We start from the raw sequence: 15,624 nt of genomic DNA, 5'->3' as shown, positions 1-15,624 counted from the left end.
ATTCCTCCTTGATTCCTAGCTGGCTACATTGCGCGTAAAGCGCACAGTGGACTCACCCGCATTGACATAGCTATACGCTTGCGCGCTGCTGAAGACGAAAAAGTCGCCCGTGGCCAGTTGCCTGGTTTCCGCCGCCAGCACCAGCTGCAATTCACCCTCCAGCACGTAGAGCATTTCGCTGAAGCCGGCCGGATCGGCCTCGGCATCGTAGCGCTCGCCCGGCGCCAGGATCCATGACCACAGTTCCACCTGGCGGCTGGCGGGCGCGGCGCCCAGCAGCACGGCCTGGCTCGCCTGCGATGCGCTTTGCCACATCAGCACGCGCAGGCTGTCGTGCGGTTGCCGCGGCGGCTGCACCAAGTCGACAAAGGCGACTCCCAGCGCCGCCGCCACATGGTCGAGATTGGCCAGGCTGATGTTGGTGCCGCCCGCCTCGACGCCATTGACCATGCGCCGGCTCAGGCCGGACCGGCGCGCCAGTTCCTCCTGGCTGAGGCCGGCAGCGAGGCGCAAGCGCCGCAGATTGGTGGCCAGGTGTGCCAGCACGCCACCGGCCTCGGCTTGACTGCGCAATATATTGCTCCTATGATGATGGGAAATATTTTGCTCATAGCATAGCCTCCCATGAAAACACACGCAAGTCCCCCGCCCGCCCTCGGCCTGCCCGAACTGGCCCTGATCGCCATCACCTTCATCTGGGGCGGCACGTTTCTCATCGTGCAGCATGCCGTGACGGTCAGCGGCCCGCTGGCCTTCGTTGCCGCCCGCTTTGCCGTCGCCGCCAGCATCGGCGCCCTGATTTGCCGGGGCCAGCTGCGCCAGTTGACGAAGGCCGAGTTGTTGACGGGCATGGCCATCGGCGTGAGCATCTTTGGCGGCTACGCGCTGCAAACCTATGGCTTGATGCATATCACGAGCAGCAAATCGGCCTTCATCACGGCCTTCTATGTGCCCATCGTGCCGCTGGTGCAGTGGCTGGTGTTCAAGCAGCGGCCCCGCCCTGCCGTGTGGGCGGCCGTGGTGCTGGCGTTCGTGGGATTATTGTTGCTCACGGGCACGGATGGCTTGAGCATGGGCCTGGGCAAGGGCGAACTGATGACAGCCGTGGGCGCCATCGCGATCGCCCTGGAAATTATTCTGATCAGCCGCGTCTCGCCGCAATTGAACATCTTGCGCGTGACCATCGTGCAGCTGGCCACGGCGTCATTGATCGCCCTGCTGCTGATGCCCGTCATGGGCGAAGCGCCGCCGGTGCTCGGCAAGACCTTCATCCTCAGCGTGCTGGCCCTGGGCTGCGCCAGCGCGCTGATTCAATATGTGATGAACTGGGCGCAAAAGCGCATTTCCGCCACGAAAGCCACCTTGATCTACGCGGGCGAGCCCGTGTGGGCCGGCGTGATCGGCCGCATCGCCGGCGAACGCCTGCCCGCACTGGCCATCGTGGGGGGCATATTGATCATTTGCGCGGGCATCCTCAGCGAGTGGCGCCCCAGGCGTCTGCGCGCCGATGGCAAACCCATCGAGCAATAATTACGCCACGCCACGCCGCAGCGCCATATCCCCATGCAGCGCCAGCGGCACGGCCCTGGCCCAGCGGTTCGACGACAGCGAAAACGTCAGCGCGCGCACCTGGTGATACCAGCCGGCGGGCACGTACAGCATGTCGCCCGGCTCGACGAGGCATTCGATCATGGCCGCCTGGCTTGCCAGGGGGAAACGCTGGAAATCGGGCGCTTCCGGGTCGAACGGCGAGCCGAACAGGATGGCGTTCGCCTCGCTGGGATACAGGAAGGCATCGTGGTGCGGCGGCGACAGGAAGATGCGCTTGCGGCCCCACACTTGCGCGAAGATATTGTCGTCGTAATCGCAATGCAGGGGCGTCACCGTGCCGGCCGGTCCCACCCAGAAACGGGGCGGACCCATCTTGTCGAAATACGTGGGCCAGTGGCACAGGCGGTTCAGCTCGCGCAATTCCAGGTTGCCCAGGTACGGCGGCAGCACGTACTCGCCCTCTGCCACCAGATCCAGGTATTGCCCCATCGACATGTCCTGCATGGCGCGGTCGGCCGCGAACGCCGTGTTGATGTAGTCGCCCACCCGCGCCCGCACGGGCACGTGGCTGAACTGCTCGCGCAAGACCTCTGGCCCCAATGCCGACAAGGGCCAGCGCTGCACCAGCCCGCGCATCAGGAAGGGCAAGCCTTGCGCGGCGCGCGCGCGGAAGGCGGCGGCGCCAAGCATGCCCAGGCGCGGCACCTCGGTGATGGCGGGCAAGCCGCGCGCCGCCCGCTTGATGGCCTCGCGCATGGCGTCGATGGAGGTGACGCCGCGCACCTGCGCATCCTTCTCTTCGCGCGCGTGCTTATGCGCAAGAGCTGTCGCGGCAGAACTGAATTCGGCAGGCGGGCGCGGCGGCAGCGCGCGCGGCGCCGTGGATGGCGGCATTTGCCCGGGGGCCGATGAATTTTTCTCTACTGACATAAACCTTCTTTGCTATCGATGCCTTGCGCGGCAGCGGCCAGGCGTGCGCTATTTTAAGCGAATGCGACCCGGCCGGTGCCGGCCAGCGCCAGCAGGACGGGAGCGATGCCGGCCACGGGCAGGCGCCAGTCCACGTCCACATGGGCCAGCGCGCTTTGCGGCATCGATGGCGCTTGCGCCTCCCGTGGCTCCTGCACCAGCGCCTTGCCGCCGCAAGCCTTGATCGCCCGCAAACCGGCCGTGCCATCGTCGAGATAACCGCTGAGGATCACGCCCGCCACTTTCGGCCCGAAAACGGCGGCCGCGCTGCGAAACAGCGGGTCGATGGCGGGACGCGTGTAATGTTCCCTGGGACCACGGGTCAGCTCGACCGTCGCCTGGCCCGCCGCGATGGCGACCAGCATATGCCGGTCTGGCGGCGCCAGCAGGATGCAGCCGGCGCGCACGGCTTCGCCCGTTGCGGCAAAGCGCACGGGCAAGGCGGATACTTTATCGAGAATGTCGGGCAGCACGCTCTTGCGCGCCCCCACGTGCATGACGGCCAGAATGGCCGCAGGAAAACCCGCCGGCAAGGCCGCGAAGATGGTGGACAGCGCAGCCACGCCGCCCACGGAAGCCCCCATGACGATCAGCGTTTCCATGCCAGGCCCTTACGCCCAAGTCCAGCATGGATTCTGCTGCGCCTTGCATCATGATTCCGTGCGCCGTTTAACCCAAGGCAGCACGACGCATCGACGCCTGGCAAAAGCGTCGCGAGCGGAAGGGAGAGGCGGCCGAGAAGCGCAACCGCACTGCGGTGCGGTGAGCATCGCAAGCCTCCTATACCGACGCGCAGCAGCTTATGCCGGGCGTCCTCAGACAGGCGTTTTGAAGATGGGATCGACGATAAACTGCTGCGCCTTGATGCGCAGGGTGCGCTCTTCGTCCAGCTCGGCGCGCGTTTCACCCAGCTCTTCGCGTTCCGCTTCCAGTTCCAGGCGCGCGGCGGCCAGTTCCGTTTCCACGCGCGTCAGGCTTTCCAGCTTCAGCTGGGCCTGGATCAGTTCCGCGCGCGCCGCTTCGGCGGCCTCTTCCAGGCGTGGGATGCCTTCGAGCTTGAATTGCGCCTTGGCCAGATCCATGCGGGCCTGCTCGGCCGCCTCTTCCAGGCGCGGCAAGCCTTCCAGGCGCAGCTGCGCCTTGGCCAGGTCCGTTCTAGCCTGGTTCGCCACTTGCCGCTCGCGTTCGAGTTCCTCGCGCAAGGTTTCCAGCTCGCCCGCCTGCAGGTCGAGCAACTCTTGCTGGCGCTCGTTTTCGCTGGCCAGGTCCATCAATTCCTGTTGATTGTCGTTCATCTCGGCTTCATGCGCGCTGTGGCTGGCGCTTAATTCCTGTCCTACATAATCGAGGATGGCTTGCTGCAGCACGGGCGACAGCTCGGCGGCCGCAGCGATCTGGCGCTGCGCGCCCGCCTTGCGGCGCTGCAAGAGCTTGCTGATGGTGCCCAGGCAAGCCCCGTTACCCAGCCGTTCGCGCAAGGCGCGCACCGTGATGGCCTGGCCTTCGCCGGCCATCGCTTCCATTGCCGCATTGATCTGTTCCGCGCTTACTTTTGCCATGTCGTCTGCTCTTGAATGTTGCCCAGGGCAATCTTGCCCAGGGGCATTATCTTATGCCAGCGGCGGCAAAGCGTAAAGTATTTCTCAATAGTAATTGCAATTGCACAACGGAAGCGCGAGAAAACATGCGGCCTGGCGTGTTTTACTCTTCCAGCAAGCCGTTTTCCGTGAGCATATCCTGTACCAGTTCCAGGCGCAGCACGGGATTGTCCTGGCTCAGCAGCAATTGCTTTTGCATGGCGCTCAGCGACAGCAGCTCGCACCAGCGGTTCGCCACCCAGCCGCACTCGTCGAGGCGGTATGGGGGCTGCAGGGGCATTTGCTCGGGCGGAATCTTTTGTTCCTGCAAGGTGCGGATCAGGGCACCGAGCGCGTCGGCCACGTTCTGCTGCTCCTGGGGGATGGGAATGGCCTTGTCGGGCGGCAAGGTTTCAATTTGCGCCATCCACAAGCCATTTTTCAGCTGTTCGCTGGAGACGATGTGGAAGCGCTGCATGCCCATGCATTTGATTTGCAGCAAGCCGGACAGGGGCGCGGCCCAGTCGATGATGCGCGCCAGGGTGCCCACGGGCGCCAGGGTTTCCAGCTGGCCCGGCTTGCGCACTTCGGCGCCGTCCAGCAACTGCACCACGCCGAACGGCTGCTCGCCCATGATGCACTGACGTATCATGTCCAGGTAGCGCACCTCGAAGATCTGCAGGGGCAGATAGCCATCGGGATACAGCACCGTATTGAGCGGGAACAAAGGTATCGAGGTCATGGCGCATGATGGCACGAATGCGATATCCGTGCTGCGCGCCTTGTGCGTCCTTTACTTATAAAAACGGCGCTTTTTCGCCCGCTCCGCCGCCTTCGGCGCCAGCACTTTCACCGCCTTTTTCTGGATGGTGCCGCCGGCGGACGTGCCCGGCACGCGGTGCTCGGCCTCGAAACCGGGCTCCTCGTTGCGTTTCAGGGTTTGCCGCGTCAGCGCTTCCACCGCCGACAGCAATTCGACTTCATCGGCGCAGACGAGGGAAATGGCCTCGCCCGAGGCGCCCGCGCGGCCAGTGCGGCCGATGCGGTGGATATAGTCTTCGGCGACCGTCGGCAAGTCGAAATTGACGACGACGGGCAATTGATCAATGTCAAGGCCACGGGCGGCCACGTCGGTAGCCACCAGCACTTGCACCTCGGCAGATTTGAAGCGGGCCAGCGCGCGCAAACGGTTCGGCTGGGTCTTGTCGCCGTGGATGGAATCGGCGCGCACGCCCTGCTCCAGCAAGGTGTTCACCAGCAGCTCGACACCCTTGCGCGTCTTGACGAAGACCAATACCTGGCCCCAGCGCTTTTTCTTCAGCAAGTGCAGGAACAGTTCCGGCTTGCGTTTCTTGTCGCACACGATCACCGACTGCTTGACGGCTTTCACCGTGCTGTTGCGCGCGCTGACCTCCACCGAGACGGGGTCTTTCAGCATGGTTTTCGCCATGGCGCGGATGGCGTCCGAGAAGGTGGCCGAGAACAGCAGGGTCTGGCGCTGCTTGGGCATGCTCATCAGCAATATATCGAGCTCGCGCTCGAAACCGAGGTCCAGCATGCGGTCCGCCTCGTCCAGCACCAGCGTCTGCACTTGCTCGAACTTGACGGCGCCCTGCGTCTGCAAGTCCAGCAAGCGGCCCGGCGTGGCCACCAGCACGTCGAGGCCCTTGCGCAGCTTGCTGATCTGCGGCTCGATGGGCACGCCGCCATAGGCGACGAAGCTGCGCAGCGGCAAGTTACCGCCATAGCTGCGGAAGCTGGCATAGACTTGCTCGGCCAGTTCGCGCGTGGGCACCAGCACCAGCACGCGCACGCACTGGGGCGCCACCACGCCTTCCAGGGTCAGGCGCTGCAGCAGCGGCACGGCAAAGCCAGCCGTCTTGCCCGTGCCCGTCTGGGCGGCGGCCATCAGGTCGCGTCCGGCCAGCACGGCAGGAATCGCTTGCGCCTGCACCGGCGTGGGCTTGGCATAGCCGAGCTCGTCAAGTTTGCGGACCAGGGGATCGATCAGGCCGAGGGAGGAAAACGTCATGGGGAAAGCAATCTTGGCAAAGTAAAAGGCGGCGCGCACGGGCTGGCCGTGCGCGCGATTGCCGAGATTATAGGCCAGCGGGGATGCCGGCCGGGGTTTCACCGCGAAAACAGCACGATCAGAACTTCATTTCCAGGGTCGCGCGCGCCTGCGGCGAGCTCGGCGAAATGCTGTTGCGCACGATGGTGCCGCTGGCGTCCGCATACGTGGTGGTGTTTTCGAAGTCTTGCGCCAGCAAGTTGGACACGGCCAGGCGCAGCTGGTTCTTCGCATCGAATTTCCACAGCGCATAAATGTCGAGGTCTCGCCGCGGCGACGTGTAGGCGCTCTGGCGCTCGGTGATGCGCACGGGGCCGCCATTGCGGAAATTGAAGCTGCCGCCCGTGGTCAAGACGCCGTCCGGCGTCTTGTAGTCGAGACCGAAATTGCCGCTGACGGGCGTTTGCTGGTCGAGCCGGTTGTTTGGCCCCGGCACCTGCTCCACTTGCGACCAGTTGCGGCTGACGCTGGCGCGCAGGTCGATGGCCGGCACGGGCGCGGCCAGCACGGCGCGCAGCGGGAACTTCGCTTCCAGTTCCAGTGTCTGCGTATTCGCGCGGCCATCGTTGACGGGCGTCGATACCCAGCGGTCATTGATAAACAGCAAGCCCTGGCGCGTATAGCCGTCGATGCGGCGGGCCGAGGCGCGCGCGCTGAGCAAGGCGCCTTCGGCCCAGTAATGCTCGTAGGAAGCGTCGATACCGAGCGCCAGCTCCGGTTTCAGGTAGGGATTGCCTTCGCGGTCGGGGTCCGTCTGGCTATTGTTGGTCGAGGTATTGCGGCGCGGAATCAGGCTCGACGTGGGTTGCGCCTTGTAGGTGCGCGTCAGGGCCAGGCGCACCTGGTCGCCCTTGGTATCTGGCAACTTCCACAGGGTTTGCAGCAGCGGGCTCCACACGCTGGTGCGCTGATTCACTTCGTCATAGGTATCGCCCGCGCTGCGCGTATCGATCCCTTCCCAGCGCACGCCCGCATACATCGACCAGCGCGGCGTGATTTCCCAGTCGTCCTGCACGAACAGGGCCAGGCGCTGGATGGTGGCGTCGAAACCCTCGTCGCTGTTGACGAGCGGACGCACGCCCAGGGCCGCTTCGCGCTGGCGGCGCGTTTCCTCGCGCTCCGTGTAGGCGCCATCCCAGCCCATCGACAGGGCATGGCCGGGCAGCAAGGGCGCGGAATACTTGCCGGTGGAACTGACGCCGTTTTCCGTCGCCTTCACGCCCACCTTGCGCTCGAGCGCCAGGCCGCTGCCGTCGATAAAGCCCTGCTGCAGGCTGTCGGACGTATTGCGGGCGGCCGAGGCGCCGATCTTCAGTTCCAGTTTGGCGCCGCCGGCCAGCTTGTGCATCCACGTCAGGTCGCTGCGGCCAAAGGCGTTGTGGTTGCTGGAACTGCCCGTATTCGTGTCGTAATCGGGGCGCAAGCCCAGTTCTGTTTCCGCGCGGCTGAAATTGCGGTGGTTCGAGCGCCCGCCATTGAAAAAGAATTGCGCCGTCACGTTGTCGCCGTTGGCCAGCACCCAGTTCAGGCGCGGCGACAGATTGATGCCTTCCGGACGGCCATCGCCCGTGCCATTCGTGCGGCGCAGCAGGTTTTGCCGGCCATCGGGCGCGTAGCCCAGTTCCAGTCCGGGATTGTCGTAATGATAATCGTAGCGGAACAGCGAAGCGGCCAGCGAATACGAGAAATTGCCGTCGCGGTCGGACAGTTGCAGGTTTACGCTAGGCGAAAAACTCACGTCGCTGCCCTGCACGCCCAGCTTGAGTTCGCGCTGCGCCGTCTTGACGGCCTTTTTCAGCACCACGTTGATGGTGCCGGCAATCGACTGCGTGCTGTATTCGGCACTGGCCGCGTGCAAAATCTCGATGCGCTCGATGACGTCGGGCGACAGGGTGTCGAGCGAAAAACCGGCCGGCGCCCGCTCGCCATTGAGCAATATCTGCGTGTAGCCGCTGCCCAGCCCGCGCATGCGGATTTCGCCGCCCGTGCGCCCGGCCGCGCCGGACACGGTAATGCCGGGCAGGCGCTTGAGCACGTCGGTGACATTGCTGTCGCCATACTTGAGGATTTCTTCGCTGCTCACGACCATCTTGCTGGCCGTATCGTCGCGGCGCGGATCGTAGCCGCTGCCCTTGACCTCCACGGTTTGCATGGCGGGCGCGGCGGGCTTTTCAACCTTCAGCGGCGCGCCGGCAGGGTCGGTGGCGGCGCGCGTTTCGGATTGCTGGGCCTGGGCATTCCAGGCAAACAGGACAGCTGAACAAACAACGGTAAGGCGGAGGCAACGGCGTGGCATCATGACCTGGCTGAAAAAAGTTGGCTGAATAAAAATGGCTAAAAGCTAAAAAACAGGCCGCTGTATTGTGCTGTAATTTTTTCCGAGTGGCACAGTTTCCTGAAAATATTTCCTATGGCAAATTAAATTCGGTGGCAGACTGCGATACGCACCCTTGCATACGGCGCATATCATTGCGCACCACATCGCCGCTATAATGCGTTTTCGCCATTATTCCGATCACCCCGTCAAAGGCTTCCCATCGTGTCTGACCGTCTTGCCGTTTTGCCTCAATATCTGCTGCCCAAGGGGGCGTTGACCAACTTTGCCGGACGCATCGCCGGCGCCAAGGGCGGCGCCATGACGACGCGTTTGATCCGCTGGTTCGTCGGCCGCTACAACGTCAACATGGATGAGGCGCTGGACCCGGACATCACGCACTACGCCAGCTTCAACGCCTTTTTCACGCGCGCGCTGCGCCCCGACGCGCGGCCGCTGGCCAAGGCCGACTACGTCTGCCCCGTCGATGGCCGCATCAGCCAGTTCGGCGCGATCGACAAGGACCAGATCTTCCAGGCCAAGGGCCACAACTTCAGCACCACGGCCCTGGTGGGCGGCGATGCAGCCCTGGCGGCGCAGTTCGAATACGGCAGCTTCGCCAACCTGTACCTGAGCCCGCGCGACTACCACCGCATCCACATGCCCTGCGACGGCCGCTTGACGCGCATGATTTATGTTCCCGGTGAACTATTTTCCGTCAATCCGACGACGGCGCGCGGCATTCCCGGCCTGTTCGCCCGCAACGAGCGCGTCGTCTGCGTGTTCGACACGGCCAACGGCCCCTTCGTCATGACCCTGGTGGGCGCCACCATCGTCGGCAGCATGGCCACCGTCTGGCACGGCCTCGTCAACCCGCCCCGCACGGGCGAGATCCGCGACTGGAGCTATGCCAACGACAATGTGGTGCTGAAACAGGGCGAAGAGCTGGGCCGCTTCCTGCTCGGTTCCACCGTCGTGATGCTGTTCCCGAAAGACACCGTGCAATTCAACGCCAACTGGCAACCGGCCGGCCCCGTGCAGCTGGGCGAGGTCATGGGCAACGTGCCCAGGTAAGCCAACAGGATGCGCGCCTACACGGGCGCATCCGTGCGGTACATCTCTTCCATCAAGTCCAGGAAAGCCCGCGTCTTGGCCGGCATCAGGCGCCGGCCGGGAAACACGGCCCAGCCCGTGACCAGCGGGAAACTCCATTCCGGCAGCACGCGCACCAGTTCCCCCGTCGCCACATACGCCTTGGCAAAGCGGTCCGTGCTGGCCGCGATGCCCACGCCCGTGCAAGCCATGCGCACCAGCAATTCCGGCGAGTTCGCCAGCAGGCGCACGGGCAAGTCGCGCTCCCACGTCGTCTTGCCGCGGATCAAAGTCCAGTGCACGAGGCCATGCACGGCCCGTGGCAAGCTGAGCAGATCATGGCCATATAAATCGTCGGGATGCTCGGGCAAGCCGTGCACGCTCGTGTATTGCGGCGAGGCGTACAGCGCCAGGGTGCTGAAGGCCACGCGGCGCGCCGCCAGGCTGGCATCGTCGGGCAAGTTGCCCATGCGGATGGCCAGGTCGAAATTTTCTTCCAGCAAATCCACGCGGCGCGCCGACAAGTCCAGTTCCAGCGAAATGGCCGGATAGCGGCGCACGAATTCGGCCAGCACCTGGCGCATCAGCGCGTCGCCGAAGTCGGCCGGCATGGAAATGCGCAGCAAGCCGCTGGGTCCCGCCTGGCGGTGCTGGGCCAGCGCGCCGGCCGCTTCCGTTTCCTCGACCACCTTGCGCGCGTGCTCAAGCAGGCTGGCGCCAAACTCCGTTAGCGCCAGTTTGCGCGTAGTGCGCAGCAGCAGCCGTTCGCCCAGCTTCGCTTCCAGCTGCGAGATGCGGCGCGACAGGGTCGACTTGGGCAAGTCCACGCGCACGGCAGCGCGCGAAAAACTGCCGCACTCGACGACGCGCGCGAACAGCAGCAAATCTCCGGGATCGATATCCATATATTTACCTGTAAACTCAATTGTTCCATGAGTGGATTAATGTTATCCATTTTAACGGCTTCCGCATCAATTTTGGAATTGCTATAGTTCATCCATCGCAAGACACCTCACAACGGAGAAAACAAGATGAACATCCTGCAAATCAATTCCAGCGCCCGCAGCACCGGTTCCGCCTCGACCCGCCTGGCTGACGCCATCGTTGCCCGCGTGCAAGCCGCCAACCCTGGCGCCACCGTGGCGCGCCGCGACCTGGCTGCCCAGCCGCACCCCGTGCTCGACGAGCCGACCCTGCAAGCGCTGTTCACCCCGGCCGACAAGCGTACGCCGGAACAGGCGGCGCGCATCGCCCTCGACGACGCGCTGATTGCGCAAGTGCAGGCCGCCGACGTCATCGTCATCGGCGCGCCCATGTACAACTTCGGCATCACCGTGCAGCTGAAAAGCTGGTTCGACGCGATTGCCCGCGCCAACGTCACCTTCAAGTACACGGAAAACGGCCCGGTTGGCCTCTTGACCGGCAAGAAAGTCTACGTGGGCCTGTCCCGCGGCGGCTTGCACCGCGACAGCGCCAACGACAGCCAGGTGCCCTACCTGAACACCATGTTCGGCTTCCTGGGCATGACCGACGTGCAATACGTGTATTCGGAAGGCATGGGCATGGGTCCGGAAGCCGTGGCCAAGGCGCAGGCGCAAGCCGATGCCGAGATCAACGCGATCCTGGTGTAATTCCCAGCAGTGAAAGGGGCGGCGCACTGGCGCCGTCCTGGCCTAGAGGAGAGAACAATGAGCGACATCACCACCGTCAACAAACCGCGCGCCGTCGAGCGCGTGATCGCCGGCCAGGCCGTCATGGATGGCGCCGGCGTGAAGATCAACCGCGTATTGACGCAGCAGCTGCAGCGCCGCCTTGACCCGTTTTTGATGCTCGACAACTTTGCCAGCGACAAGCCGAACGACTATATCGCCGGCTTCCCCGAACACCCGCACCGCGGTTTCGAGACGGTCTCGTACATGATCACGGGGCGCATGCGCCACAAGGACAGCGCGGGCCACGAAGGCTTGCTGACCTCGGGCGGCGTGCAATGGATGACGGCCGGCAGCGGCGTGATCCACTCGGAAATGCCGGAGCAGGAAGAAGGCGTAATGGAAGGTTTTCAGCTGTGGCTGAACCTGCCCGCGCGCGACAAGATGCGCACGCCGTGGTACCGCGATTTCACGAGCAGCGAAATTCCCCGCTACACGACGGACGCGGGCGTGGCCGTGCAAGTGATCGCGGGGACCAGCCATGGCGTGAAGGGCGCCGTGCAGCGCGAGCTGACGGAACCGCTGTATCTCGATATCGACTTGCCGGCAGGCAGCAGCTTCGAGCAGCCCTTGCCGCCAGGCCATAACGCCTTCCTGTACACCTTCCGTGGCGAGGTGCAGGTGGACGGCAAGGCCGTGCCCGCCCTGCGCATGGCCATCTTCGCCAATACGCCAGGCAGCGACGGCGTGCGCATCGAAGCACCGGAAGGCGGCCGCGTGATCCTCGTCGCCGGCCAGCCCTTGAACGAGCCCATCGCGCAGTATGGCCCGTTTGTCATGAATACCCAGGCGGAAGTATTCCAGGCCGTACAGGATTTCCGCGAAGGCAAGTTTGGCGAGACTGCCGCGCAGTAACTGACGTGTACCAGCAAAAACCTGCAGCGCCTCCGGGCCTGCAGGTTTTTTGTCGTGCCGCCTATGTTGTTGCTTTTCAATTACACTGACGGCAACCTCATTCCACAAAGCATTCCATGCAGCCGACGCACACCGATCACGACGCCACCCATTTGCACGCCCACCTGAAGGGCGACGCCAAGCACACACACTCGTTCGAGGGGCGCAGCCAGAGCATCCTTGCGTGGGCGCTGGGGCTGACCCTGTCGTTTGCCGGCATCGAGGTGGCGGCCGGCTTCCTTTCCAATTCGCTTGCGCTGATTTCCGACGCGGGCCACATGGTCACGGACGCGGCCGCGCTGGGCCTGGCCCTGCTGGCGCAACTGATCGCGCGCCGCCCGCCCTCGCCGCGCCACTCATTCGGCTTCGGCCGCGCCGAGGCGCTGGCCGCCTTCGTCAACGGCCTGGCCATGCTGTGCGTGGTGGGCTGGATCTGCTATGAAGCCGTGCTGCGTTTTTCCGCCCCGCAACCCGTCAAGGGCGGCATGGTCTTCATCGTCGCCTTCATCGGCCTGGCGATCAACGTGGTGGTGGCGTGGGTATTGTCCAAGGACAAGCAAAGCGTGAATACGCGCGCCGCCCTCGTGCACGTGATGGGCGATTTGCTCGGCTCCGTCGCCGCCATCGTCGCGGGCGCCGTGATTTACTTTACGGGCTGGATGCAGATCGACCCGCTGCTGTCCGTGCTGGTATCGCTGCTGATCCTGAAATCCACCTTCGGGGTCTTGAAGGAGTCTTACCACTTCCTGATGGAAGGCGTGCCCCTGCATATCGACTACATCGAAGTGGGCGCGGACGTGGAGCAAGTGGACGGCGTGATCGCCGTGCACGATCTGCATGTGTGGGACATGTCGCCGGGCCAGCCGGCCCTGATCGGCCACGTGGAGATCGAGCACCTCGACCATTGGCCAAAGGTATTGCGCGCGATCAAGAAGATGCTGCTGGCCAAGCATGGCATCGACCACATCACCCTGCAGCCGGAGACGGCCACGATGGCGGGCTTGCACGAAAACACCTGATCAAACCTACTGCGCGTCGCGCTTTGCGGCCGGCGATGCTCACCGTGCTTCAGCACGGTTGCGCTTCTCGGCCACAAATCACTGACGCTCGCTACGGTTTTATCAGGTGTTGTTACTCTGGACACCCCCCAAAAGCGCTAGCTGCGACGGGCCTCCAGCACGCCACTCACATCCTTGATCACATTCAAGGCTTTTAACAACTGCGCCGTCGAGCTGATCTCGGCCGTAAACGTCATGCGGGCCTGGCCCTTGGCGCTTTGGGTGTTGACGCCGATCACGTTGATCTTCTCTCGCGAAAAGATTTCGGAGATGTCGCGCAGCAAGCCCTGGCGGTCGCCAGCCAGGATAAAAATGTCGACCGGATACACGGTGTCGTGGCCGCCCGTGCTGCCCCACTCGGTAAAAATCACGCGTTCGGGCGACTTGGCGCGCATTTCCTCGAAGTTTTTACACGTGGCGCGGTGGATGGAGACGCCCTTGCCGCGCGTCACAAAGCCGACGATGCTGTCCGGCGGCGCCGGCTTGCAGCACTTGGCCAGCACCGTCATCAAGCCCTCGGTACCGACCACCAGCACGCCGGACTTGGCGCCCTGTTCCACGCTGGAAGCGCGGCTCTTGCCCACCAGCACGGCGTCTTCCGGCACCACCACTTCGCCATTGTCGTGCAGCGCCTGCTCCACGTGGCGCAGACTGAATTCATCCTTGCCGACAGACAAGAAAAGTTCGTCAACTTTCGCAAAGCCCAGCTTTTGTGCCAGCGCTTCGAGGTTGACGGCCGTCTTGCCTTCGCGCTGCAGCGACTTTTCCACCAGCGCGCGGCCGTGGGCCAGGGTTTCCTGCATGTCGATGGCGTGGAACCAGGCGCGGATTTTCGAGCGCGTGCGCGTGCTGACGGCATAGCCGGCGCTGAGCCAGTCGCGCGACGGCCCGGCCGTGCCCGGTGCACCCTTGGCCGTGATGATTTCGCAGGTCTGGCCGTTCTTCAATTGCGTATTCAGGGGCACCATGATGCCGTCGACCTTGGCGCCGCGGCAGCGATGGCCCACGTCCGTGTGCAGGTGGTACGCAAAATCGACGGGCGTGGCGCCCACGGGCAATTCCAGCACGCGCGCCTGCGGCGTCATGACGAAGATGCGGTCGTCCAGGGTGGCCGATTTCAGCTTTTCCACCCATTCGCGCTGGATTTCTTCCTGGCCCACGACGGCGTCGGCCACTTCCGTTTTCCACGCCAGCAACTGGCGCAGCCAGGCGATCTTTTCGTCGTATTTCTGGCCGGCAAAGTTCGAGCCGCCCTCTTCCTTGTAGCGCCAGTGCGCAGCCACGCCGTATTCGGCAAAGCTGTGCATTTCATTCGTGCGGATTTGCACTTCCAGCGGGCGGCCATCCTCGGCCGTCACCACCGTGTGCAGCGACTGGTAACCGTTCGGTTTCGGGCGCGAAATGTAATCGTCGAATTCTTTCGGGATGGGGGTCCAGATATTGTGGACCACGCCCAGCACCGTGTAGCAAGTTTTCACGTCGGCAACGATGACGCGGAAGGCGCGCACGTCGTACAGGGCCGTAAAGTCCAGCTCCTTGCCGCGCATCTTGTTCCAGATGCTGTAAATGTGTTTCGGGCGGCCAAATACTTCCGCCTGGATACCGGCCGAAGCCAGTTCCGTCTGCAGGCGCAAAATCGCCGAGGACACGAAGCCCTCGCGCATCATGCGCTTTTCTTCCAGCATCTTGGCGATGCGTTTATACGCTTCCGGTTCGATGAAGCGGAACGACAAATCTTCCAGTTCCCACTTCAATTGCCAGATGCCGAGGCGGTTGGCCAGCGGCGCGTACAAATCCAGGGTTTCCTTGCCGTATTCGCGCGTCATTTCATTGAACAGCTTCAAGTCGGCAAAGTAACGCAAGGTCGTCACGCAGGCGGCCAGGCGCACCAGCACGACACGCATGTCGGACGCCATCGCCAGCAGCATCTTGCGCAAGGTTTCCACCTGGGCCACGGCTTGCTGCGCCGCATTCTTGCCGCGACCTCCAGCGCCGCCGTGCTGCGCCTGGGTCAGCGCGCGCAAACGGATCAGCTGGCGCACGCCTGTTGCCAGGTCGCACACCTGCTTGCCGAAGCGCGGTTCGATGTCGGCCGCCGTGTCCGGTTCCAGCAAGGTCAGCTCGAACATCAGGCCGGCGATGCGTGTTTCCGCATCGCTGCGCAGGAACGCCAGGGTGGTGGCCACGCCGATGGCGAACTCCAGCGCGGAGCGGCCGGCAAAGGTCTGCTTGTCGCCATACGCCGCGGTGGCATACGCGAGCGCATCCAGCACGCGCGCGCTGTCCGGCGCACTCAAGCCCTCTACCAGTTGTTCCGAGGTGGCGCTATTCGGGGCCGAGATGGAAACCATGTGATACCTTATAAACTTAACAACTCAATAACTGAATA

At 63.7% G+C, this 15,624-nt stretch carries 14 protein-coding genes; 5 read left to right on the top strand and 9 right to left on the bottom strand.

What is annotated here, in order from left to right; all coding sequences use genetic code 11:
* Window positions 1-15 precede the first annotated feature (15 nt).
* A complete protein-coding gene (locus IGS61_RS24140; RefSeq protein WP_230541934.1) occupies window positions 16-573 on the bottom strand; it encodes a helix-turn-helix domain-containing protein in 558 nt (185 codons plus the stop codon).
* Window positions 574-624: 51 nt separating this feature from the next.
* Between IGS61_RS24140 and IGS61_RS24135 the strand changes: the two genes are divergently transcribed.
* Entirely contained in the window at window positions 625-1,530 is a 906-nt protein-coding gene (locus IGS61_RS24135) for a DMT family transporter (protein WP_230541933.1), read from the top strand.
* On the opposite strand, the gene IGS61_RS24130 is transcribed toward IGS61_RS24135, so the two are convergent.
* From IGS61_RS24130 to IGS61_RS24105, 6 genes are all read right to left on the bottom strand, one after another.
* Entirely contained in the window at window positions 1,531-2,481 is a 951-nt protein-coding gene (locus tag IGS61_RS24130; protein ID WP_230541932.1) for a cupin-like domain-containing protein, read from the bottom strand. It abuts the gene before it with no gap.
* 53 nt (window positions 2,482-2,534) lie between these two features.
* Complete coding sequence (locus tag IGS61_RS24125) at window positions 2,535-3,122, bottom strand: chemotaxis protein CheB (protein ID WP_230541931.1); 588 nt, start codon at window positions 3,120-3,122, stop codon at window positions 2,535-2,537.
* Between the two features lie 213 nt (window positions 3,123-3,335).
* A complete protein-coding gene (locus tag IGS61_RS24120; RefSeq protein WP_046684938.1) occupies window positions 3,336-4,079 on the bottom strand; it encodes a DNA-binding protein in 744 nt (247 codons plus the stop codon).
* A 142-nt stretch (window positions 4,080-4,221) separates the two neighbouring features.
* The gene (locus IGS61_RS24115; RefSeq protein ID WP_230541930.1) at window positions 4,222-4,839 is read right to left on the bottom strand and encodes an LON peptidase substrate-binding domain-containing protein; all 618 of its coding nucleotides are present in this window, start codon (window positions 4,837-4,839) and stop codon (window positions 4,222-4,224) included.
* A gap of 51 nt (window positions 4,840-4,890) precedes the next feature.
* The gene (locus IGS61_RS24110; RefSeq protein ID WP_230541929.1) at window positions 4,891-6,129 is read right to left on the bottom strand and encodes a DEAD/DEAH box helicase; all 1,239 of its coding nucleotides are present in this window, start codon (window positions 6,127-6,129) and stop codon (window positions 4,891-4,893) included.
* Window positions 6,130-6,247: 118 nt separating this feature from the next.
* Window positions 6,248-8,320, bottom strand: a complete 2,073-nt coding sequence (locus tag IGS61_RS24105; RefSeq protein WP_230541928.1) for a TonB-dependent receptor plug domain-containing protein — start codon at window positions 8,318-8,320, stop codon at window positions 6,248-6,250.
* A gap of 387 nt (window positions 8,321-8,707) precedes the next feature.
* Here IGS61_RS24105 and asd point away from each other — a divergent pair, with 387 nt between their 5' ends.
* Window positions 8,708-9,556, top strand: a complete 849-nt coding sequence (gene asd, locus IGS61_RS24100) for an archaetidylserine decarboxylase (protein WP_230541927.1) — start codon at window positions 8,708-8,710, stop codon at window positions 9,554-9,556.
* 17 nt (window positions 9,557-9,573) lie between these two features.
* Here the strand turns inward: asd and IGS61_RS24095 are convergent, their stop codons facing one another.
* Window positions 9,574-10,479 carry a LysR family transcriptional regulator gene (locus IGS61_RS24095; RefSeq protein ID WP_099411149.1) on the bottom strand — a complete coding sequence of 302 codons (906 nt, stop codon included), beginning with the start codon at window positions 10,477-10,479 and terminating at the stop codon, window positions 9,574-9,576.
* A gap of 126 nt (window positions 10,480-10,605) precedes the next feature.
* Between IGS61_RS24095 and IGS61_RS24090 the strand changes: the two genes are divergently transcribed.
* The 3 genes from IGS61_RS24090 to IGS61_RS24080 all read left to right on the top strand — a co-directional run bounded on the left by IGS61_RS24090 (window position 10,606) and on the right by IGS61_RS24080 (window position 13,196).
* The gene (locus IGS61_RS24090; RefSeq protein ID WP_230541926.1) at window positions 10,606-11,205 is read left to right on the top strand and encodes an FMN-dependent NADH-azoreductase; all 600 of its coding nucleotides are present in this window, start codon (window positions 10,606-10,608) and stop codon (window positions 11,203-11,205) included.
* A gap of 57 nt (window positions 11,206-11,262) precedes the next feature.
* Complete coding sequence (locus tag IGS61_RS24085; RefSeq protein WP_230541925.1) at window positions 11,263-12,138, top strand: pirin family protein; 876 nt, start codon at window positions 11,263-11,265, stop codon at window positions 12,136-12,138.
* 116 nt (window positions 12,139-12,254) lie between these two features.
* Window positions 12,255-13,196 (top strand): cation diffusion facilitator family transporter, encoded by a 942-nt coding sequence (locus IGS61_RS24080; protein WP_230541924.1) that lies wholly within the window; start codon window positions 12,255-12,257, stop codon window positions 13,194-13,196.
* A 137-nt stretch (window positions 13,197-13,333) separates the two neighbouring features.
* Here IGS61_RS24080 and IGS61_RS24075 read toward each other — a convergent pair whose 3' ends face one another.
* Entirely contained in the window at window positions 13,334-15,586 is a 2,253-nt protein-coding gene (locus tag IGS61_RS24075; RefSeq protein WP_230541923.1) for a RelA/SpoT family protein, read from the bottom strand.
* Between the last annotated feature and the right edge of the window lie 38 nt (window positions 15,587-15,624).

Source organism: Janthinobacterium sp. FW305-129 (assembly GCF_020858115.1).
Classification (GTDB): Bacteria; Pseudomonadota; Gammaproteobacteria; order Burkholderiales; family Burkholderiaceae_D; genus Janthinobacterium.
The sequence above is the reverse complement of the archived record's forward strand: the minus strand, read 5'-3'. Positions and strand labels throughout refer to the sequence as shown.